Source organism: Pseudomonas sp. S2_H10 (assembly GCF_054668285.1).
In genome coordinates this window covers 2,001,972-2,021,694 of sequence record NZ_CP162754.1, presented here as the reverse complement: position 1 = coordinate 2,021,694, position 19,723 = coordinate 2,001,972, and the positions used below count along the sequence as shown (strand labels likewise).

Annotated in this window: 18 protein-coding genes; 11 read left to right on the top strand and 7 right to left on the bottom strand. The window is 61.9% G+C overall.

The window, feature by feature from the left end:
* Nucleotides 1-59: 59 nt before the first annotated feature.
* Nucleotides 60-218 carry a DUF3309 family protein gene (locus tag AB4O16_RS08785; protein ID WP_172435350.1) on the bottom strand — a complete coding sequence of 53 codons (159 nt, stop codon included), beginning with the start codon at nucleotides 216-218 and terminating at the stop codon, nucleotides 60-62.
* A gap of 278 nt (nucleotides 219-496) precedes the next feature.
* Here AB4O16_RS08785 and AB4O16_RS08780 point away from each other — a divergent pair, with 278 nt between their 5' ends.
* The 3 genes from AB4O16_RS08780 to csrA all read left to right on the top strand — a co-directional run bounded on the left by AB4O16_RS08780 (nucleotide 497) and on the right by csrA (nucleotide 2,049).
* Entirely contained in the window at nucleotides 497-1,312 is an 816-nt protein-coding gene (locus AB4O16_RS08780; RefSeq protein WP_460157538.1) for an SDR family oxidoreductase, read from the top strand.
* Nucleotides 1,313-1,376: 64 nt separating this feature from the next.
* Complete coding sequence (locus AB4O16_RS08775; protein ID WP_008004345.1) at nucleotides 1,377-1,709, top strand: YnfA family protein; 333 nt, start codon at nucleotides 1,377-1,379, stop codon at nucleotides 1,707-1,709.
* Nucleotides 1,710-1,863: 154 nt separating this feature from the next.
* On the top strand, nucleotides 1,864-2,049 hold the full coding sequence (csrA, locus tag AB4O16_RS08770) for a carbon storage regulator CsrA (protein ID WP_150717519.1): 186 nt from the start codon (nucleotides 1,864-1,866) through the stop codon (nucleotides 2,047-2,049).
* Nucleotides 2,050-2,053: 4 nt separating this feature from the next.
* On the opposite strand, the gene AB4O16_RS08765 is transcribed toward csrA, so the two are convergent.
* The 5 genes from AB4O16_RS08765 to mnmC all read right to left on the bottom strand — a co-directional run bounded on the left by AB4O16_RS08765 (nucleotide 2,054) and on the right by mnmC (nucleotide 9,437).
* Entirely contained in the window at nucleotides 2,054-2,281 is a 228-nt protein-coding gene (locus tag AB4O16_RS08765; protein WP_003199186.1) for a YheU family protein, read from the bottom strand.
* Between the two features lie 199 nt (nucleotides 2,282-2,480).
* Complete coding sequence (locus AB4O16_RS08760; protein ID WP_253559381.1) at nucleotides 2,481-3,671, bottom strand: osmoprotectant NAGGN system M42 family peptidase; 1,191 nt, start codon at nucleotides 3,669-3,671, stop codon at nucleotides 2,481-2,483.
* 124 nt (nucleotides 3,672-3,795) lie between these two features.
* The gene (gene ngg, locus AB4O16_RS08755; RefSeq protein ID WP_460157537.1) at nucleotides 3,796-5,544 is read right to left on the bottom strand and encodes an N-acetylglutaminylglutamine synthetase; all 1,749 of its coding nucleotides are present in this window, start codon (nucleotides 5,542-5,544) and stop codon (nucleotides 3,796-3,798) included.
* 3 nt (nucleotides 5,545-5,547) lie between these two features.
* Nucleotides 5,548-7,320, bottom strand: a complete 1,773-nt coding sequence (locus AB4O16_RS08750; RefSeq protein ID WP_460157536.1) for an N-acetylglutaminylglutamine amidotransferase — start codon at nucleotides 7,318-7,320, stop codon at nucleotides 5,548-5,550.
* Between the two features lie 137 nt (nucleotides 7,321-7,457).
* Complete coding sequence (gene mnmC / locus AB4O16_RS08745) at nucleotides 7,458-9,437, bottom strand: bifunctional tRNA (5-methylaminomethyl-2-thiouridine)(34)-methyltransferase MnmD/FAD-dependent 5-carboxymethylaminomethyl-2-thiouridine(34) oxidoreductase MnmC (RefSeq protein WP_460157535.1); 1,980 nt, start codon at nucleotides 9,435-9,437, stop codon at nucleotides 7,458-7,460.
* 152 nt (nucleotides 9,438-9,589) lie between these two features.
* On the opposite strand from mnmC, the gene pap reads away from it, so the two are divergent.
* The 3 genes from pap (at nucleotide 9,590) to AB4O16_RS08730 (ending at nucleotide 13,611) form a co-directional block, all read left to right on the top strand.
* Nucleotides 9,590-11,113 carry a polyphosphate:AMP phosphotransferase gene (gene pap, locus AB4O16_RS08740; RefSeq protein ID WP_460157534.1) on the top strand — a complete coding sequence of 508 codons (1,524 nt, stop codon included), beginning with the start codon at nucleotides 9,590-9,592 and terminating at the stop codon, nucleotides 11,111-11,113.
* Between the two features lie 102 nt (nucleotides 11,114-11,215).
* On the top strand, nucleotides 11,216-12,400 hold the full coding sequence (locus AB4O16_RS08735) for a thiolase family protein (protein ID WP_460157533.1): 1,185 nt from the start codon (nucleotides 11,216-11,218) through the stop codon (nucleotides 12,398-12,400).
* A 251-nt stretch (nucleotides 12,401-12,651) separates the two neighbouring features.
* Nucleotides 12,652-13,611 carry a DMT family transporter gene (locus tag AB4O16_RS08730; RefSeq protein WP_110657209.1) on the top strand — a complete coding sequence of 320 codons (960 nt, stop codon included), beginning with the start codon at nucleotides 12,652-12,654 and terminating at the stop codon, nucleotides 13,609-13,611.
* Between the two features lie 111 nt (nucleotides 13,612-13,722).
* On the opposite strand, the gene AB4O16_RS08725 is transcribed toward AB4O16_RS08730, so the two are convergent.
* Nucleotides 13,723-15,117 carry a class II fumarate hydratase gene (locus AB4O16_RS08725; protein WP_160386069.1) on the bottom strand — a complete coding sequence of 465 codons (1,395 nt, stop codon included), beginning with the start codon at nucleotides 15,115-15,117 and terminating at the stop codon, nucleotides 13,723-13,725.
* Between the two features lie 191 nt (nucleotides 15,118-15,308).
* Between AB4O16_RS08725 and AB4O16_RS08720 the strand changes: the two genes are divergently transcribed.
* From AB4O16_RS08720 to AB4O16_RS08700, 5 genes are all read left to right on the top strand, one after another.
* On the top strand, nucleotides 15,309-15,833 hold the full coding sequence (locus AB4O16_RS08720) for a DUF2059 domain-containing protein (RefSeq protein ID WP_093216221.1): 525 nt from the start codon (nucleotides 15,309-15,311) through the stop codon (nucleotides 15,831-15,833).
* Nucleotides 15,834-15,845: 12 nt separating this feature from the next.
* Nucleotides 15,846-16,145 (top strand): BolA family protein, encoded by a 300-nt coding sequence (locus AB4O16_RS08715; RefSeq protein WP_057713758.1) that lies wholly within the window; start codon nucleotides 15,846-15,848, stop codon nucleotides 16,143-16,145.
* Between the two features lie 177 nt (nucleotides 16,146-16,322).
* Nucleotides 16,323-17,264: an oxygen-dependent tRNA uridine(34) hydroxylase TrhO gene (trhO, locus tag AB4O16_RS08710; RefSeq protein ID WP_160385975.1), complete on the top strand. Its 942-nt coding sequence runs from the start codon at nucleotides 16,323-16,325 to the stop codon at nucleotides 17,262-17,264.
* 3 nt (nucleotides 17,265-17,267) lie between these two features.
* Nucleotides 17,268-17,903, top strand: coding sequence for a DsbA family protein (locus tag AB4O16_RS08705; protein WP_160385976.1), 636 nt, complete (start codon nucleotides 17,268-17,270; stop codon nucleotides 17,901-17,903).
* Nucleotides 17,896-19,713, top strand: a complete 1,818-nt coding sequence (locus AB4O16_RS08700) for an ABC transporter ATP-binding protein (protein WP_460157532.1) — start codon at nucleotides 17,896-17,898, stop codon at nucleotides 19,711-19,713. Before AB4O16_RS08705 ends, AB4O16_RS08700 begins: the two co-directional genes overlap by 8 nt.
* Nucleotides 19,714-19,723: the final 10 nt, after the last annotated feature.

Below are 19,723 nucleotides of genomic sequence, written 5' to 3'. Positions count from 1 at the left end.
GTTGTGACGCAATAAAAAAGAGGCCCTTCAAGGGCCTCTTTTTTTTGCCTGGCGAGTTCTTATATTCGGCCGAGCAAGAGCAGGATCAACAGGACCACCAACACGACGCCGATGATTCCGGACGGACCATAACCCCAACTTCTGGAGTGCGGGAAGACCGGCAAACCACCGATGAGTAACAGGATCAGAATAATGATGAGTATTGTGCCCATGTCTATTTCCTTGTCGAAAATGCAGTGGATTGACCATGCCAATCAAGATCAGCGGGAATGAAATGAATTCGAGCTGCTTAAAAAATCCGACTCTTGCGCAGGCAAGAAAATTCCAAGTTTTTTTGAAGTATTTCGGATGGGTTCTTATTTCTTTTGCGTTGCCTTAGTTGCTTCAGGCACTCCCGCGGTTTGCTCGGGCCATTCAGCAATCTGATGGAGCGTGGGTCGGGCAATTTCCTTCGCTACACTCGGTGCATCTTCCGAGAACAACAAGGCTGTTTGCTATGCAAAATCGCATGATGATCACTGGTGCAGGCTCTGGCCTGGGTCGCGAAATCGCGCTGCGCTGGGCGCGTGAAGGCTGGCAACTGGCCTTGTCGGACGTCAGCGAGCCCGGTCTGCAGGAAACCCTGAAGCTGGTCCGGGAGGCCGGTGGCGATGGTTTTATCCAACGCTGCGACGTGCGCGATTACAGCCAACTGACGGCGTTCGCCCAGGCCTGTGAGGTCAAGCTCGGCGGCATTGACGTCATCGTCAATAACGCCGGTGTAGCGTCTGGCGGCTTCTTCAGTGAATTGTCCCTGGAGGACTGGGACTGGCAGATCGCGATCAACCTGATGGGCGTGGTCAAGGGCTGCAAGGCTTTCCTGCCGCTGCTGGAACAAAGCAAAGGCAAGATCATCAACATCGCGTCCATGGCCGCGCTGATGCAAGGCCCGGCGATGAGCAACTACAACGTGGCCAAGGCCGGTGTGGTGGCGTTGTCCGAGAGCCTGCTGATCGAGCTGGCGCATCAGGAAGTCGGGGTGCATGTGGTGTGCCCGTCGTTCTTCCAGACCAACCTGCTGGATTCCTTCCGCGGCCCGACCCCGGCGATGAAAGCACAGGTCGGCAAGTTGCTGGAGAGTTCGCCGATCAGCGCCACCGACATCGCCGATTACATCTACCGGCAGGTCGCAGCCGGCGAGTTCATGATCCTGCCCCACGAACAGGGCCGCATGGCCTGGGCGATCAAGCAGAAGAACCCGCAATTGCTCTACGACGAAATGACCGTCATGGCCGACAAAATGCGCGCCAAGGCCAGGCAATCCGCAAGCTGATCTTGCCCGCAGGCAGCGCGGTGGTTAGGGTGGCCGCCATCGGCCATCCTCGCGAGACGCTTGCATGCTCAATTACCTGTGGTTTTTCCTTGCCGCGCTGTTCGAAATTGCCGGTTGCTTCGCTTTCTGGATGTGGCTGCGCCAGGGCAAGAGCATGTGGTGGGTGGTGCCGGCGCTTCTCAGCCTGACACTGTTCGCCCTGCTGCTGACCCGTATCGAGGCCACCTACGCCGGCCGCGCCTACGCCGCCTACGGTGGCATCTACATCATTGCTTCGATTGGCTGGCTGGCCGTGGTCGAGCGGATTCGTCCGCTGGGGTCGGACTGGCTCGGTGTGGCGCTGTGTGTGATCGGCGCGAGCATCATCCTGTTCGGGCCGCGATTCTCCGCGTCCTGACAGAGGGTTCCTACAATCCGCCGGCTTGTCGGACCTTTCCGTAAGCGCGGTGGCTCAGGGGCTGTCAGCTCGCTCCGGTTTGCTGTCGGAGCATTGTAGGCGTACGGCGGGCCGGGCATCTTCAAGGGCCGGTAACCCCTGAAGGACACTCCTCATGCTCGTACTCACTCGCGTTGTGGGCGAAAACATTTCCATCGGTGACAACATTACCGTGCGGGTTCTCGCGATCAACGGAAACAACGTTCGCTTTGGCGTCGAAGCGCCTCAGGAAGTGAATGTGCACCGCTGCGAAATCTACGAACGCATCCAGAAAAAACTGGCGAAAACCAAGGGACGCTGAAGATTCAGTCAAACAGGTGCTTGGGCACGTCGTGCTTGAGCATCAGTTGGCATTGCTCGCTTTCCGGATCGAAGACAATCAGTGCCTGCCCCTTGGTCAAGGCCTGGCGCACACGCAGGACGCGGGTTTCCAGCGGCGTGTCGTCACCATTGTCCGTGCCGTCGCGGGTCACGAAATCCTCGATCAGGCGGGTGAGGGTGTCGACTTCAAGTTGGTCGTGGGGGATCAGCATAGGCACCTCGGTTGGATCAATGTCGGGATGCTACGGCGTATGACCTGTATCGGCTAGCCTGGGGTTCGATGTTGTCCACACTGACGCCATCGCGAGCAAGCTCGCTCCCACAGTTGATCGAGTTCTCCCATGGGAATGCGGGCAATGTGGGAGCGAGCTTGCTCGCGATGGCGGCATACCTGGCAATGAAGATCCTGGATCAGTTCTCCGACCGCTGCCCCACCAGGCTGTCCACCGACGGCACCCGCGTATCGCTTTCCATCTGGGTGTCGTGTTCGAGCTGATGGCTGAAACGGTCCAGTGAGCCCTTGGCCGGTTGCGCGTCGCTGGCAAACACCGGCGGGCTGAGAATGTAGGCACCCAGCAGGCGGCTCAGGGCGGCGAGGCTGTCGATGTGGGTGCGCTCGTAGCCGTGGGTGGCATCGCAGCCGAAGGCGAGCAGGGCGGTGCGAATGTCGTGGCCGGCGGTGACCGCCGAATGAGCGTCGCTGAAGTAGTAGCGGAACAGATCCCGTCGTGCCGGCAGTTCGTTGTCGCTGGCTAGGCGCAGGAGGTGGCGCGACAGGTGATAGTCATACGGCCCGCCGGAATCCTGCATCGCGATGCTCACCGCATGTTCGCTGGAGTGTTGGCCGGGCGCGACCGGTGCGATGTCGATGCCGACGAACTCACTGACGTCCCAGGGCAGCGCCGCCGCGGCGCCGCTGCCGGTTTCCTCGGTGATGGTGAACAGCGGATGGCAGTCGATCATCAGTTCCTGGCCACTGTCGACGATGGCTTTGAGCGCCGCCAGCAGCGCGGCCACCCCGGCCTTGTCGTCGAGGTGGCGGGCGCTGATGTGACCGCTTTCGGTGAACTCCGGCAACGGGTCGAATGCGACGAAATCGCCGACGCTGATGCCCAGTGACTCGCAGTCGGCACGGGTGGCGCAGTAGGCGTCCAGACGCAACTCGATGTGGTCCCAACTGATCGGCATCTCATCCACGGCAGTATTGAATGCGTGCCCGGACGCCATCAGCGGCAAGACGCTGCCGCGGATCACGCCATTGTCGGTAAACAGGCTGACCCGGCTGCCTTCGGCAAAGCGGCTGGACCAGCAGCCGACCGGCGCGAGGGTCAGGCGGCCGTTGTCTTTCACTGCACGCACCGCCGCGCCGATGGTGTCCAGGTGAGCGGAAACGGCGCGGTCGGGGCTGTTTTTCTTGCCCTTGAGCGTGGCGCGGATGGTGCCGCGACGGGTCAGCTCGAAGGGAATGCCCAGTTCTTCAAGGCGTTCGGCGACGTAGCGCACGATGGTGTCGGTGAACCCGGTGGGGCTGGGAATGGCGAGCATTTCCAGCAGGACTTTTTGCAGGTAACCGAGGTCCGGTTCGGGGATATTGCTGGTCATGGAAACTCCTGATTGGTTATCGCCTGTACGGCCGCCATCGCGAGCAAGCTCGCTCCCACAGAGGATCGCGGTCAACTGTGGGAGCGGGCTTGCCCGCGATGGCGTCGGTGCTGGCACCGCATGACTAAGAGACCACCGGCTGACTGTGCGGAAACAACAGATCGACAAACCGCTCCGCCGTGGGCTGCGGTTCATGATTGGCCAGCCCGGCCCGTTCGTTGGCTTCGATAAACACGTAGTCCGGCTGGTCTGCGGCAGACACCATCAGGTCGAGGCCGACCACGGGAATATCCAGCGCCCGGGCCGCGCGCACGGCGGCATCCGCCAGCGTCGGATGCAGGATCGCCGTGACGTCTTCGAGCACGCCGCCGGTGTGCAAATTCGCCGTGCGGCGTACGAACAGATGCTCACCGGCCGGCAGGATGCTGTTGTAGTCGTACCCGGCGGCCTGCACGGTGCGCAGTGTTTCACCGTCCAGCGGGATCTTGCTTTCGCCATCCGTGGCCGCTTGTCGGCGCCGGCTCTGGGCTTCGATCAACGCGCCGATGGAGTGCTGGCCGTCGCCGACCACTTCGGCCGGCCGGCGAATGGCGGCCGCGACCACTTCAAAACCGATCACCAGGATTCGCAGGTCGAGGCCCTGGTGGAAGCTTTCCAGCAGCACGCGATTGTCGAAGTGGCGGGCGGCTTCCATGGCTTGCTGCACCTCCTCGATGGTGCGCAAATCCACCGCCACGCCTTGGCCCTGTTCACCATCCAGTGGCTTGACCACCACGCGTTGGTATTCATCGAGGAACGCCAGATTGTCATCGGCATTGCCCGCCAGTTGCTGCGCCGGCAGGTTCAACCCGGCAGTCTTGAGCACTTTGTGGGTCAGGCTCTTGTCCTGGCACAGGCTCATGCTGATGGCGCTGGTCAGGTCGCTCAGGGATTCGCGGCAGCGTACCCGGCGCCCGCCATGGCTGAGGGTGAACATCCCGGCGTCGGCGTCATCGACTTGCACATCGATGCCGCGACGGTGTGCTTCCTCGACGATGATCCGGGCGTACGGGTTGAAGGCGGCTTCCGGGCCGGGTCCGAGAAACAGCGACTGGTTGATGCCGTTCTTGCGCTTGATGGCGAAGGTCGACAGGTTGCGAAAACCGAGCTTGGCGTAAAGGTTTTTTGCCTGGCGGTTGTCGTGCAGCACCGACAGGTCGAGATAAGCGAGCCCGCGACTCATGAAGTGTTCAATCAAGTGCCGCACCAGCACTTCACCGACGCCCGGTCGCGCACAATGCGGGTCGACCGCCAGGCACCAGAGACTGCTGCCGTGCTCCGGATCATTGAAGGCCTTTTGATGATTGAGGCCCATGACGCTGCCGATCACCGCGCCGCTGTCATCGTCTTCGGCCAGCCAGTACACCGGGCCACCCAAGTGGCGCGCAGTGAGCAGGGTGGCATCGATCGGCAGCATGCCGCGTGCCTGATACAGCTGGTTGATGGCCTGCCAGTCGGCGTCGCTTTGCGCGCGGCGAATGCGAAATCCGCGAAACACCCGGGTCGCCTGGCGGTAGTCGCTGAACCACAGGCGCAGGGTATCGGACGGGTCGAGGAACAACTGCGTCGGCTCCAGCCCCAGCACTTGTTGGGGCGCGGCGACGTACAGCGCGATGTCCCGCTCGCCGGGCTGCTCGTTGAGCAACTCCCCGGCGAGGCTCGCGGCATCGGCAAAGGTGTGACCAATCAGCAGGCGGCCCCAGCCGCAATGCACGGCAATCGGCGCCGCGCCAAGCGCACCGCCATCCTCGGCCAGTCGCGCCTGCAAACGTTCATAGGAGGGTGACTGGCCGCGCAACAGGCGTTGGCTGAAAGCCGTGGCGTGAGGTTTCATCGGTCAGATTCCTTGTTCGCTGAGCCACAGGTTGAGGGCCGCCAGTTGCCACAGCTTCGAGCCGCGCAACGGCGTCAATTGTCCCTGTGGATCGGTCAGCAGACGGTCGAGCATCGCCGGGTTGAACAGGCCGCGATCCTGACTTGGGTCGAGCAGCAGTTCGCGCACCCACTCCAGCGTATCGCCCTGCAAATGCTTGAGGCCCGGCACCGGGAAATAACCTTTCTTGCGGTCGATCACTTCACTGGGAATCACTTGCCGCGCGGCTTCCTTCAACACCTGCTTGCCGCCGTCCGGCAGTTTGAAACGCCCCGGAATCCGTGCCGACAACTCCACCAGGCGGTAGTCGAGAAACGGCGTGCGCGCTTCCAGGCCCCAGGCCATGGTCATGTTGTCGACACGTTTGACCGGGTCATCCACCAGCATCACCGTGCTGTCCAGGCGCAAGGCCTTGTCCACTGCCGCGTCGGCACCGGGTTTTGCGAAATGGTCTTTGACGAAGTCACCGGCGGCGTCATTCGCGGTCAGCCATTTCGGTTGCACGGTGGCGGCATAGTCGTCGTAGCTGCGGTCGAAAAACGCTTCGCGGTACGCGGCATACGGATCACTCGCGCCGTCCACCTGCGGGTACCAGTGGTAGCCGGCGAACAGTTCATCGGCGCCCTGGCCGCTCTGGACGACCTTGCAGTGTTTGGCCACTTCCCGGGACAACAGGTAGAAGGCGATGCAGTCGTGGCTGACCATCGGTTCGCTCATGGCGCGGAACGCGGCGGGCAGTTGTTCGATGATCTCTTTTTCGTCGATGCGCAATTGGTGATGCTGCGTGCCGTAGTGCCGGGCAATCAGGTCGGAATACTGGAACTCGTCGCCGCGCTCGCCGCCCGCGTCCTGGAAGCCGATGGAAAAGGTCGACAGATTGTCCACGCCGACTTCGCGCAACAGGCCCACCAGCAGGCTTGAGTCGACACCGCCGGACAACAGCACACCGACATCCACCGCTGCCCGTTGGCGGATGGCGACCGCTTCGCGAGTGCTGTCGAGTACGCGGTCGCGCCAGTCTTCGAGGGTGAGGTTTTTCTCATCCTCGTGTGGGCCGTAGGGCAGCGTCCACCAGGTTTTCTGTTCGGTGCGGCCATCGGCGTCGATGCGCATCCAGGTGGCCGGCGGCAGTTTTTCGATACCCGCCAGCAAGGTGCGCGGTGCCGGGACCACTGCGTGGAAATTCAGGTAGTGATTAAGCGCCACCGGATCGAGGAGCGGGTTGATGTCGCCGCCCTTGAGCAATGCCGGCAGTGCCGAGGCAAAGCGCAAGCGCTGGCCGGTGCGCGACAGGTACAAGGGCTTCACGCCGAGACGGTCGCGGGCGATGAACAGGCGTTGGGCATCGCGCTCCCAAACGGCAAAGGCAAACATGCCGTTGAGTTTCGGCAGCAAGGCTTCGCCCCAGGCGTGATAACCCTTGAGCAGCACCTCGGTGTCGCCACCGGAATAGAAGGCGTAGCCCAGGCCTTCAAGCTCGGTGCGCAGTTCCGGGAAGTTGTAGATCGCCCCGTTGAAGGCCAGGGACAAGCCCAGTTGCGGGTCGACCATCGGCTGCGCCGAGCCGTCCGACAGGTCCATGATTTTCAGGCGTCGATGGCCCAGGGCAACCGGCCCCTGGCTATGAAAACCCCAGGCGTCGGGGCCGCGAGGGGCCAGGTGATGGGTGATTCGTTCAACGGCTGCAAGGTCTGCAGGTTGATGATCAAAACGTAACTCGCCAGCTAATCCGCACATAAATTCCTTACCGGTTTTTCCGTTGGGGAGGGTCGATCGATACCGCGCCAAAACGGCGGGTACTCAGAAACTGACCCGCCTCGGCAAGGGGAGTTTTATATCGATGAGTTATAAGCGGGCTGTGCGGGCCCAATCGACTACTTGCCGCGGATCAGGCGACGCAAGGCAAACCTATTGGGATGGCAGGCTTCGGCCACGCTTCTGGGCAACGGCAGGGGTTCGTTGTCCAGCCACGCCGCCAGCAGTTCCGCGGATAACGGCGCGGTGATCAGGCCGCGTGAACCGTGGCCGCTGTTGACGTACAAACCGTCAAGCCATGGGCATTCGACGTCCGGCACCTGCCGGGCGTCCTTGCCCAGCGCGGCATACACCTGAGTGAACGCCTGGTTGTCGGCTAACGGGCCGACGATTGGCAAGTAGTCAGGGCTGGTGCAACGAAACGCAGCGCGACCCTGGAGGCTTTCGGGGTCCAGGTGCTCGATCTCCAGGCGCTCGACCAGGTCGTGGGAAATCTCTTCGAGCATGGCCAGGTTGCCCAGGTGTTCGGCCGTGGTCGGCGTCAGGTCATCGCTCTTGAAGTCGAAACTGGCCCCCAGCGTGTGTTCGCCCAGACGTGCGGGAGCGACATAACCTTCGGCGCACACGACCGTGCTCAGGGCCTGGCTTTGCGGGGTTTGTGCCAGGCGGGTGATTTGCCCGCGAATGCGTTTGAGCGGCAACTCGGCACTCTCGCTGAAGCGCTGGATTTCGGCTGCACCGGCGAGCACCACCACGGGGGCGCTGGCCAGCAGTTGCTCGCCGTTCCACGCTTGCCACTGATCCTCTACCTTGCGCAGTTCCAGCGCATCGCGGTGGGTGAGCAATTGAATTCGCGGGTGCCCGGCCTGCCACTGGCATAGCGCCGGCGGGTGGACCCAGCCGCCTTCTGGATAGAACAGGCCACCGTGGGCCAGCCCGATACCGGCCACGGCCTGCGCCTCGGACTGATCGAGCAGGTGCAGCAAATCCGCCGGGAACGCCGCCGCCAATTGCGCCTGGCGTTCGACTTCCACGGCATTGAAGGCCAGTTGCAATACGCCGCAGTCGTCCCAGTCACGGCCCCGCTGCAAGTGTTCGAGCAGTCGCCGGGTGTAGCCGAATCCGCTGACGATCATTTGCGACAGCGCCGTGCCATGCGCCGATAGCTTCAGGTAGAGCACGCCCTGCGGGTTGCCCGAAGCTTCCCGGGCGATGTCGTCGTGACGCTCCAGCAACGTCACTTGCCAGCCCCGTTCGGCAAGGCTGGCGGCACTGGCACAACCGGCCAGGCCGGCACCGATCACCAATGCCCGGCGTTCGCCGGTCAGGGGCGCCGGGCGGGCAAACCACGGCTTCTCGGCGAGCGGAGCAGGGGTTTGCTCGGGCCAGCCGAGGAACTCACCGCGCAGGATTTCCCATTTATGGCCGATGCCGGGGGTGCGTTTCATCTTGAAGCCGGCAGCGTTGAGCAGGCGTCGCACCCAACCGGTGCTGGTAAAGGTGCTGATGGACGCACCGGGAGCGGCCAGGCGAGCCAGTTCGGCAAACAGTTCGGCGGTCCACATGTCAGGATTTTTCGCCGGAGCGAAACCGTCGAGGAACCAGGCGTCGATCCGGGCGTCGAGTTGCGGCAGTTGTTCCAGTGCATCGCCGATCAAAAGGGTCAGGGTCACACGGCCGTTGTCCAGCGTCAGGCGCTGGAAACCCTGATGGATCGCCACGTACTGCTCAAGCAGTTGATCGGCAAACACTTTGAGTTCCGGCCACAGCCCCAGGGCACGTTGCAGATCGGCCGGGCTCAACGGGTACTTTTCGACGCTGACAAAATGCAGCCGTGCTCCCGCCGCCGCGTGTTGCTCGAACACCTGCCAGGCACACAGGAAATTCAGCCCGGTGCCAAACCCCGTTTCGCCGATGACCAGCCGCCCGCCCTCGGGCAAGGCGGCAAAGCGTTCGGCCAGACGGTTTTGTTCGATGAACACATAGCGGGTCTCGTCCAGCCCCGACTTGTCGGAGAAATACACATCGTCGAACACTCGCGAATACGGACGACCTTGGTCATCCCAGTCGAGTTGGGCGTGGGGCAATACAGGTTTCATGGCAGGCTCGGCAACGGCAAGGGCGCCATTCTAGCCGATCGCGGGTGTGGCGCTTGATCTGTGGCAAGGCATGCATGGGGCTGGATGGGAAAATCTCCGCTGGCCTTCAGTTCGATCCGCTAGTCTTGCTCACATCTGTAAGGGAGCCGCTCATGTTTGAATCTGCCGAAATCGATCACGCCATCGACAAAGAGACCTACGACGCCGAAGAGCCGGCCTTGCGTGAAGCCTTGCTCGAAGCGCAATTCGAATTGCAGCAGCAACGCCGCTTTCCGGTGATCATCCTGATCAACGGCATCGAAGGTGCGGGCAAGGGCGAGACGATCAAGTTGCTCAACGAGTGGATGGACCCGCGCTTGATCGAGGTGCGCACGTTCGATCAGCAAACCGACGAAGAACTGGCGCGTCCACCGGCCTGGCGTTACTGGCGGATGCTGCCGGCCAAGGGCCGCATGGGGATTTTCTTCGGTAACTGGTACAGCCAGATGCTGCAGGGGCGGGTCCATGGCGAGTTCAAGGACCCGCGACTCGACCAGGCGATCAACTCCGCCGAACGCCTGGAAAAGATGCTGTGCGATGAAGGTGCGCTGATCTTCAAGTTCTGGTTTCACCTCTCCAAAAAGCAAATGAAGGCACGGCTCAAGGCGCTGGCCGACGACCCGCTGCACAGCTGGCGCATCAGCCCGCTGGACTGGCAGCAGTCGCAAACCTACGACAGGTTCGTGAAGTATGGCGAGCGGGTGCTGCGTCGCACCAGCCGCGACTATGCACCCTGGCATGTGATTGCAGGGGCGGATGCACATTATCGCAGTCTGGCCGTGGGGCGGATTCTGCTTGAGGGCCTGCATGGCGCACTGCAGCGGCCGACGATCCATCCGGAAAAGGTCAGCGCGGCCCCCGTGTTCCCCAGTGTCGATCAAGTGAACCTGCTCGACAGCCTGGACCTGAGCCTGCACCTGGACAAGGAGGATTACGAAGAACAACTGATTACCGAGCAGGCGCGGTTTTCCGGATTGATGCGTGACAAACGCATGCGTCGCCATGCGCTGGTGGCGGTCTTCGAGGGTAACGACGCAGCCGGCAAGGGTGGGGCGATCCGCCGGGTAGCGGCAGCGCTCGATCCGCGCCAGTACAGCATCGTGCCGATTGCCGCACCCACCGAAGAGGAGCGGGCGCAACCGTATCTGTGGCGCTTCTGGCGCCACCTGCCGGCCCGGGGCAAGTTCACGGTGTTCGACCGCTCCTGGTATGGCCGGGTGTTGGTGGAGCGCATCGAAGGTTTTTGCAGCCCGGCGGACTGGCTGCGCGCCTACAGCGAGATCAACGATTTCGAGGAACAACTGACCGATGCCAGCGTGGTGGTGGTCAAGTTCTGGCTGTCGATCGACAAGCAGACGCAACTGGAGCGCTTCGAGGCGCGCGAAAAGATCCCCTTCAAGCGCTTCAAGATCACCGAGGACGACTGGCGCAACCGTGAAAAGTGGGATGCCTACCGCGCGGCGGTCGGCGACATGGTCGACCGTACCAGCACCGAGATTGCGCCATGGACCCTGGTGGAGGCCAACGACAAGCGCTGGGCGCGGGTCAAGGTCTTGCGCACCATCAACCGGGCACTGGAAGAGGCGTTCGAAAAGTCCGATCGGCGTGAGCACAAGAAGCACAAGCAAAAGGATTGAAGCGATGGCTGCGCATACGCGAGGTGAATGATCGTCGCGGTCGGTGAAGGGCTGGACTTATGCTCGGTCCACTCTCAACCGATAACAACAATGAGGTATGCCATGCGTGAAGTGGTGATCGTCGACAGCGTGCGGACCGGCCTGGCCAAATCCTTTCGCGGCAAATTCAACATGACCCGCCCGGACGACATGGCGGCACACTGTGTCGATGCGCTGTTGGCGCGCACCGGCATCGATCCGGCGAGCGTCGAGGACTGCATCGTGGGCGCCGGCTCCAATGAAGGCGCCCAGGGTTTCAATATCGGGCGCAACGTCGCGGTGCTCTCGCGTTTGGGCATCGGCACGGCCGGCATGACCCTCAACCGCTTCTGTTCCTCGGGCTTGCAGGCGATCGCCATTGCCGCCAACCAGATCGCGTCGGGTTGCAGCGACATCATCGTCGCCGGTGGCGTCGAGTCCATCAGCCTGACCATGAAGAGCGTCAACACCGACAACCTGATCAATCCGCTGCTCAAGGAGCAGGTGCCGGGCATCTACTTCCCGATGGGCCAGACGGCTGAAATCGTCGCGCGTCGCTACGGCGTCAGCCGCGAAGAACAGGACCTGTATGCGCTGCAAAGCCAGCTGCGTACCGCAGAGGCTCAGGCCGCCGGGCTGTTCGCCGATGAGATCGTGCCGATGGCGGTGAAGTACCGCGTCGAAGACAAGGCGAGCGGTCAGGTGCAGATTCTCGACGGCATCGTCGACCGCGACGACTGCAACCGCCCCGACACCACCCTGCAAAGCCTGGCCGGCTTGAAACCGGTGTTCGCCGAAGATGGCTCGGTCACGGCCGGCAACTCTTCGCAACTCTCGGACGGCGCGTCGATGACCCTGGTGATGAGCCTGGAAAAGGCACTGGAACTGGGGCTCAAGCCGAAAGCGTTCTTCCGCGGGTTTACCGTGGCCGGTTGCGAGCCGGACGAAATGGGCATCGGCCCGGTGTTTTCGGTGCCGAAGCTGCTCAAGGCCAAGGGCCTGCAAGTTGCCGATATCGATTTGTGGGAACTCAACGAAGCATTTGCCTCGCAGTGCCTGTATGCGCGTAATCGCCTTGAAATCGATAACGACAAGTACAACGTCAACGGCGGCTCGATTTCCATCGGCCACCCGTTTGGCATGACCGGCTCGCGCCAGGTCGGGCATCTGGTGCGTGAGTTGCAACTACGCAATCTGCGTTACGGCATTGTCACCATGTGCGTGGGTGGCGGGATGGGGGCTACGGGATTGTTCGAGGCGGTGCGTTAAGCCTCGATATTTCTCGTTGTCAGTTAGATAGCCATCGCGAGCAAGCTCGCTCCCACAGTGTTCAGCGGCGATCATGAGTCTTGTGTACGCCACAAAACCTGTGGGAGCGGGCTTGCCCGCGATGCAGGCGCCGCGGTCTTTCAGTTTACGACCCGCACAGTTTCATCCGCGGCCAGTCCCAAACTGTGCCTGTGTACACCACCGCTCCCAGCCTAGAATGACGGCTCCTGTCAGTTGGCGTTGGGGTTCACATGCACATTTCATCGGGTCGCTGGGTTTACGGTCTGTTCCTGGCCTTGCTGACCGCGTTGCTGTGGGGAATCCTGCCGATCAAGCTCAAACAGGTATTGCTGGTGATGGACCCGGTGACGGTGACCTGGTTTCGCCTGATGGTCTCTGGCAGCTGTCTGTTCATCTATCTGGCAGCGACCAAGCGCCTGCCCAGCCGCAAAGTGCTCGGGCCTCGCGGAGGCTGGCTGGTGCTGATGGCCGTGCTCGGCCTGGTCGGTAACTACGTGTTGTACTTGATGGGCCTGAACCTGCTCAGCCCCGGCACGGCGCAGTTGGTGGTGCAGATGGGACCGATCATGCTCCTGATCGCCAGCCTGTTTGTGTTCAAGGAACGATTCAGCCTGGGGCAGGGCATTGGCCTGTTGGTGCTGCTGATCGGCTTTGCACTGTTTTTCAACCAGCGCTTGAGTGAGTTGCTCACGTCGTTGACCGATTACACCGCCGGTGTGTTGCTGGTGCTGCTGGCGTCCACGGTCTGGACCTTCTATGCCTTGGGGCAGAAGCAATTGCTGACGGTGTGGAACTCGCTGCAGGTGATGATGGTGATCTACCTGTTTTGCGCCGCGCTGCTGACGCCGTGGGTGCATCCGCTCGAAGCGCTGCAATTGAACCCGTTGCAGGGCTGGTTGCTGCTGGCGTGCTGCCTCAACACCCTGATTGCCTATGGCGCGTTTGCCGAGGCCCTGGCCCATTGGGAAGCTTCCCGGGTCAGCGCGACACTGGCCATCACACCGCTGGTGACCTTTGCGGCGGTCGCCATGGCGGCATGGCTGTGGCCTGACTATGTACATGCCGAGACGATCAATGGCCTGGGTTATGGCGGTGCGGTGCTGGTGGTGCTGGGGTCGGCGCTGGTGGCGTTGGGGCCGTCGTTGATTGCCGGGTTGAAGGCTCGCAAAGTAAGGATGGCGGCCAGTTAGACCGTGTCATCGTTCATCGCGGGCAAGCCCGCTCCCACAGGTTCTGAGTCGTTCGCAAAACCTGTGGGAGCGTGGCTTGCCCGCGATGACGGATTATCAGGCACTAAAGATTCAGCCCTTGGCCCCAGCCTCCAGCATATTCTCCGGCCTAACCCACGCATCGAACTCTGCGTCAGTCAGATACCCGAGCTGCAACGCCGCCTCGCGCAAGGTCAGCCCTTCGCTGTAGGCCTTCTTGGCGATCTCCGCCGATTTGTCATAGCCGATGTGCGGGTTGAGCGCGGTCACCAGCATCAGGCCGCGTTCCAGGTGTTCAGCCATTTTTTCCGCATCCGGCTCCAGACCGGCCACGCAATGCTGCTGGAAGTTGCTGCAGCCATCGGCCAGCAGGCGGATCGATTGCAGCAGGTTATGGATGATCACCGGTTTGAACACGTTCAGCTGCAAGTGCCCCTGACTGGCCGCAAAGCCGATGGCGACGTCGTTGCCCAGCACCTGGCAGGCCAGCATCGACAGCGCTTCGCACTGGGTCGGGTTGACCTTGCCCGGCATGATCGAGCTCCCCGGCTCATTGGCCGGCAGCCGGACTTCGGCGAACCCGGCGCGCGGGCCGGAGCCCAGCAGGCGCAGGTCGTTGGCGATTTTCATCAGCGCCACGGCGAGGGTTTTCAGCGCGCCGGACAGCGTGGTCAGCGGCTCATGGCCGGCCAGTGCGGCGAATTTGTTCGGCGCGGTGATAAACGGCAAACCGGAGAGGGCGGCCAATTCGGCGGCGATGGCTTCACCGAAGCCGTGGGGCGAGTTCAATCCGGTGCCGACGGCCGTTCCGCCCTGGGCCAGCTCGCAGACTGCAGGCAGCGAGCTGCGGATCGCCCGCTCGGCGTAGTCGAGTTGCGCGATGAAGGCCGAGACCTCCTGGCCGAAGCTGATCGGCGTCGCATCCATCATGTGGGTACGGCCGGTCTTGACCAGTTTCATATGGCGCGCGGCCAGCTCCGCCAGGCCGCCGGACAGCTCGTTGATCGCCGGCAGCAATTGCTGTTGCACCGCCTGGACGGCCGCGATGTGCATGGCGGTGGGGAAGCAGTCGTTGGAACTCTGGGAACGGTTGACGTGATCGTTGGGGTGCACCGGGGACTTGCCGCCACGGGGGTTGCCCGCCAGCTCGTTGGCGCGACCGGCGATCACTTCGTTGACGTTCATGTTGCTCTGGGTGCCGCTGCCGGTTTGCCAGACCACCAGCGGAAACTGGTCGTCGTGGTCGCCGGCGAGCACTTCGTCGGCTGCCTGCTCGATCAGGCGAGCGATATCGGCGGGCACATCGCCATTGCGATCATTGACCCGCGCCGCGGCTTTCTTGATCAGCGCCAGGGCATGCAACACCGCCAACGGCATGCGTTCATTGCCGATGGCAAAGTTGATCAGCGAGCGTTGTGTCTGAGCGCCCCAATAGGCTTCATCCGGGACTTCAACCTGGCCGAGGCTGTCGGTTTCGATACGGCTCATCTTGCTCACTCCTGTAGGTCCGATTGCGCAGTTTAGGCCGTGCTCGACGGCCGTGGTTCCATCAGTCTGTATTTGACCATTCAACCCCTCTAAATCAGGTGCGACAAGGCTTGGGGTTGAGCGACACACTTTTTTAGGCGCAGAATGGACGCCCTTGGGGTCTTACCTCGCCAGCTAGAAAAGGAAACTCGATGACTCGTCTTCGTGCCATCTGTACCGCCGTTGCTTTGGTCTGCGCCAGCGGCCAGGTTCTTGCCGACACCGCCAGCCATAACGCCAGTGCCGAGGCTTTCCTGACCATGGCGCACGCTGACAAACTGGGCACCCCGGTGTACATGCAAGTACAGCAGATGTTTGCCCAACGTTTCGAACAGACCAAAGCCCCTGAGTCGAAAAAAGCCGTACTGGAAACCTATCAGGCCAAGGCTAACGCCGCCCTGGACCAGGCCATTGGCTGGAACAAGCTGAAGCCGGACATGGTCAAGCTCTACACCAGCAACTTCAGCGAATCCGAGCTCAAGGATCTGGTTGCGTTCTACCAGTCGCCACTGGGCAAGAAAGTCCTGGAAAAAATGCCTCAGCTGACCCAGCAATCGGCCCAGATGACCCAGGCCAAGCTGGAAAGCGCAGTGCCGGTGGTCAACAAGCTGCTGGCTGACATGACCGCCGAGCTGACGCCGAAAGACGCGGCCGCTCCAGCCAAGAAAAAGCCTTAAGCGGAGTTCGGTATGACCATGCAACAACGCATCGAATCGACGCTGGGCCTGCTTCAGCCCGAGCATCTGCAAGTGCTCGATGAGAGCCATATGCACAGTCGTGGGTTGCAAACCCATTTCAAGGCCGTGGTGGTCAGCGCGCAGTTCGAAGGCCTGAACCGGGTCAAGCGCCACCAGAAGGTCTACGGCACGCTCGGCGAGCTGATGGGCGAGTTCCATGCGTTGGCGCTGCATACGTACACGCCAGAGGAATGGGCACAGATCGACGCGGCCCCGGCCTCACCGACCTGTGCTGGCGGCAGCAAGCACTGATTCTCCCCCTGTAGGAGCCGGCTTGCCGGCGATGGCGTCTTTGAAATCGCTATCGCCGGCAAGCCGGCTCCTACAGGGAAGGTTATTTTTGTTAGAATGCAGCGCGCCGCTAACCCGGCGCGTTTTTTTTCGCATCCGGTTCACCCCTTACGAGGGTAGCCACCTGGAGATTTACCCATGACACAACAGATTGTCGTGGCGGCACTGTATAAGTTCGTCACCCTGGAAGATTACGTCGCCCTGCGCGAGCCACTGCTGCAGGCGATGGTCGACAACGGCATCAAAGGCACGCTGCTGATTGCCGAAGAAGGCATCAACGGCACCGTGTCCGGCAGCCGCGAAGGCATCGACGGGCTGATGGCCTGGCTCAAGAACGACCCGCGCATGGACGACATCGACCACAAAGAGTCGTACTGCGACGAACAGCCGTTCTACCGCACCAAAGTCAAACTCAAGAAAGAGATCGTCACCCTCGGCGTGGAAGGCGTGGACCCGAACAAAAAGGTCGGTACCTACGTCGACCCGCAAGACTGGAACGCGCTGATCAGCGATCCTGAAGTGCTGTTGATCGACACCCGTAACGATTACGAAGTCTCGATCGGTACCTTCGAAGGCGCCATCGACCCGAAAACCACCAGTTTTCGCGAATTTCCCGACTACATCAAAGCCAACTTCGACCCGGCCGTGCACAAGAAAGTCGCGATGTTCTGCACCGGCGGCATCCGCTGCGAGAAGGCATCGAGCTACATGCTCAGCGAAGGCTACGGTGAGGTCTACCACCTCAAGGGCGGCATCCTGAAGTACCTCGAAGAGGTGCCGCAGGAAGAAACCAAATGGCAGGGCGACTGCTTCGTGTTCGATAACCGCGTGACGGTGCGTCATGACCTGAGCGAGGGCGACTATGACCAATGTCATGCCTGCCGCACGCCGGTCAGCGTGGAAGACCGCGCGTCCGAGCATTACGTGGCCGGCATCAGTTGCCCGCACTGCTGGGATAAGCTGAGCGAGAAGACCCGTCGCAGTGCCATCGACCGGCAGAAGCAGATCGAACTGGCCAAGGCTCGCAACCAGCCTCACCCGATCGGCTACAACTATAAGCAAGCATCCACCGAGGCCTGAACCATGTCTGCACGCCTGCTCTATGTGATGGACCCGATGTGTTCCTGGTGCTGGGGGTTTGCCCCGGTGGCCAACGCACTGGTCGAGCAGGCGCAGGTTGCAGGTGTGGAGGTGCACTTGATTGTCGGTGGTCTGCGCACCGGCAACGGTGCCGCGCTGGAGCCGACTACCCGGCGCTACATCCTTGAACACTGGCAGGCAGTCACCGAAGCCACCGGTCAGCCCTTCACGCTTGAAGGCGCGCTGCCCGATGGCTTTGTCTACGACACCGAGCCTGCCTGCCGGGCGCTGGTGACGGCGCGCGGACTGGCGCCGGACTGTGCGTGGAAACTGCTGGGGCTGATTCAGCGCGCCTTTTACGTCGAGGGTCGCGATGTCACGCGCGCCAGTGTCCTGGTGGAGTTGGCCGAGCAGGCCGGTCTGCCGCGAATTGAATTCGCCGCGGCGTTCGATCGTGCCGATACGCACGCCGCTACCTCTGCCGATTTCACCTGGGTCCAGGATCTGGGCATTGCCGGCTTCCCGACCTTGCTGGCGGAGCGTAATGGCCAGCTCGCATTGCTGACCAATGGCTATCAGCCTCTGAGCGAGTTGTCGCCGCTGCTCGGCCGCTGGCTGGAGCGCGCTGCCTGTGCTTGACCTGCCCGATGATGTTTCCAACGCTAAACGTGTCGACCGTCTGAGCTGGGCGGAAATCCGCCGCCTGGCCCTGCATCACAAGAAGTCCCTGTGGATCGCCAACGGCGTGGCCGTGCTGGCGACCTTGTGCAGCGTACCGATTCCCTTGCTCCTGCCGTTGCTGGTGGATGAGGTGCTGCTGGGGCACGGTGATGCCGCGCTGAAGATCATGAACCACGCGCTGCCCGAGGGCTGGCAGAAGGCCGCGGGTTACATCGGCCTGATGCTGCTGGTGACCTTGACCCTGCGCTGTGCGGCATTGCTGTTCAACGTGGTGCAGGCGAAATTGTTCGCCGGGTTGGCCAAGGACATCGTCTACCGCATTCGCATACGCCTGATCGAACGGCTCAAGCGTATCTCGCTGGGGGAATACGAAAGCCTGGGCAGCGGCACGGTGACCACGCATCTGGTCACCGACCTGGACACGCTGGACAAGTTCGTCGGTGAAACCCTCAGTCGTTTCCTCGTGGCCATGCTGACCCTGGTCGGCACGGCGGGCATTCTGATGTGGATGCACTGGAAGCTGGCCTTGCTGATTCTGCTGTTCAACCCACTGGTGATCTACGCCACGGTGCAGTTGGGCAAGCGGGTCAAGCACCTGAAGAAACTCGAGAACGACAGCACTTCGCGCTTTACCCAGGCGCTGACCGAAACCCTGGATGCGATCCAGGAAGTTCGCGCCGGCAACCGCCAGGGCTTTTTCCTCGGTCGCTTGGGGCATCGCGCCCGAGACGTACGCGACTATGCGGTGAATTCGCAATGGAAAACCGATGCGTCGAACCGCGCCAGCGGTTTGCTGTTCCAGTTCGGCATCGATATTTTCCGTGCCGCCGCGATGCTCACCGTGCTGTTTTCCGACCTTTCGATCGGCCAGATGCTCGCGGTGTTCAGCTACCTGTGGTTCATGATCGGCCCGGTGGAGCAACTGCTGAACCTGCAATATGCCTACTACGCTGCCGGCGGTGCACTGGCGCGTATCAATGAGCTGCTGTCCCGGGCCGACGAGCCTGAATACCCGGGCGGCGTCGACCCGTTCATCGGTCGCGAGACGGTCGGGCTGGAAGTGCAAGGGTTGAGCTTCGGTTATGGCGATGAACTGGTCCTGAACCAGATGAACCTGTCCATCGCCCCCGGCGAAAAGGTCGCGATCGTCGGTGCCAGCGGCGGTGGCAAGAGCACCCTGGTGCAACTGCTGCTGGGCTTGTACACGCCGTTGGCTGGCACCATTCGCTTCGGCGGTTCGACCCAGCAAGAGATCGGCCTGGAAACCGTGCGGGAGAATGTTGCCGTGGTCCTGCAACATCCGGCGCTGTTCAACGACACCATCCGGGCTAACCTGACCATGGGTCGTGAGCGCAGTGACGAGGCGTGCTGGAAGGCACTGGAAATCGCCCAATTGCACAGTACGGTGCGGGATTTGCCCCATGGCCTGGACAGCATCGTCGGGCGCTCCGGCGTGCGTTTGTCCGGCGGACAGCGTCAACGCCTGGCCATCGCCCGGATGGTGCTGGCCGAGCCCAAGGTGGTGATCCTCGACGAAGCCACCTCGGCGCTGGATGCCGCCACCGAATACAACCTGCACCAGGCGCTGGCGCGGTTTCTGAGCAATCGCACCACGCTGATCATTGCCCACCGCCTTTCGGCGGTGAAACAGGCCGACCGGGTGCTGGTGTTCGACGGGGGGCAGATCGCGGAGGATGGCGACCATCAGCAACTGATTGCCGATGGTGGCTTGTACGCCAAGCTTTATGGGCATTTGCAACAACACTGACCAGCAGGCA

Coding starts and splice junctions, on each gene's coding strand:
- AB4O16_RS08760 (WP_253559381.1), bottom strand. CDS start 3,671: ATGACCAGCAATATCCCCGAACCGGACCTCGGTTACCTGCAAAAAGTC.
- AB4O16_RS08720 (WP_093216221.1), top strand. CDS start 15,309: ATGACTCGTCTTCGTGCCATCTGTACCGCCGTTGCTTTGGTCTGCGCC.
- AB4O16_RS08725 (WP_160386069.1), bottom strand. CDS start 15,117: ATGAGCCGTATCGAAACCGACAGCCTCGGCCAGGTTGAAGTCCCGGAT.
- AB4O16_RS08735 (WP_460157533.1), top strand. CDS start 11,216: ATGCGTGAAGTGGTGATCGTCGACAGCGTGCGGACCGGCCTGGCCAAA.
- AB4O16_RS08750 (WP_460157536.1), bottom strand. CDS start 7,320: ATGTGCGGATTAGCTGGCGAGTTACGTTTTGATCATCAACCTGCAGAC.
- mnmC (WP_460157535.1), bottom strand. CDS start 9,437: ATGAAACCTGTATTGCCCCACGCCCAACTCGACTGGGATGACCAAGGT.
- AB4O16_RS08705 (WP_160385976.1), top strand. CDS start 17,268: ATGTCTGCACGCCTGCTCTATGTGATGGACCCGATGTGTTCCTGGTGC.
- csrA (WP_150717519.1), top strand. CDS start 1,864: ATGCTCGTACTCACTCGCGTTGTGGGCGAAAACATTTCCATCGGTGAC.
- ngg (WP_460157537.1), bottom strand. CDS start 5,544: ATGAAACCTCACGCCACGGCTTTCAGCCAACGCCTGTTGCGCGGCCAG.
- AB4O16_RS08765 (WP_003199186.1), bottom strand. CDS start 2,281: ATGCTGATCCCCCACGACCAACTTGAAGTCGACACCCTCACCCGCCTG.
- AB4O16_RS08730 (WP_110657209.1), top strand. CDS start 12,652: ATGCACATTTCATCGGGTCGCTGGGTTTACGGTCTGTTCCTGGCCTTG.
- AB4O16_RS08715 (WP_057713758.1), top strand. CDS start 15,846: ATGACCATGCAACAACGCATCGAATCGACGCTGGGCCTGCTTCAGCCC.
- AB4O16_RS08780 (WP_460157538.1), top strand. CDS start 497: ATGCAAAATCGCATGATGATCACTGGTGCAGGCTCTGGCCTGGGTCGC.
- pap (WP_460157534.1), top strand. CDS start 9,590: ATGTTTGAATCTGCCGAAATCGATCACGCCATCGACAAAGAGACCTAC.
- trhO (WP_160385975.1), top strand. CDS start 16,323: ATGACACAACAGATTGTCGTGGCGGCACTGTATAAGTTCGTCACCCTG.
- AB4O16_RS08775 (WP_008004345.1), top strand. CDS start 1,377: ATGCTCAATTACCTGTGGTTTTTCCTTGCCGCGCTGTTCGAAATTGCC.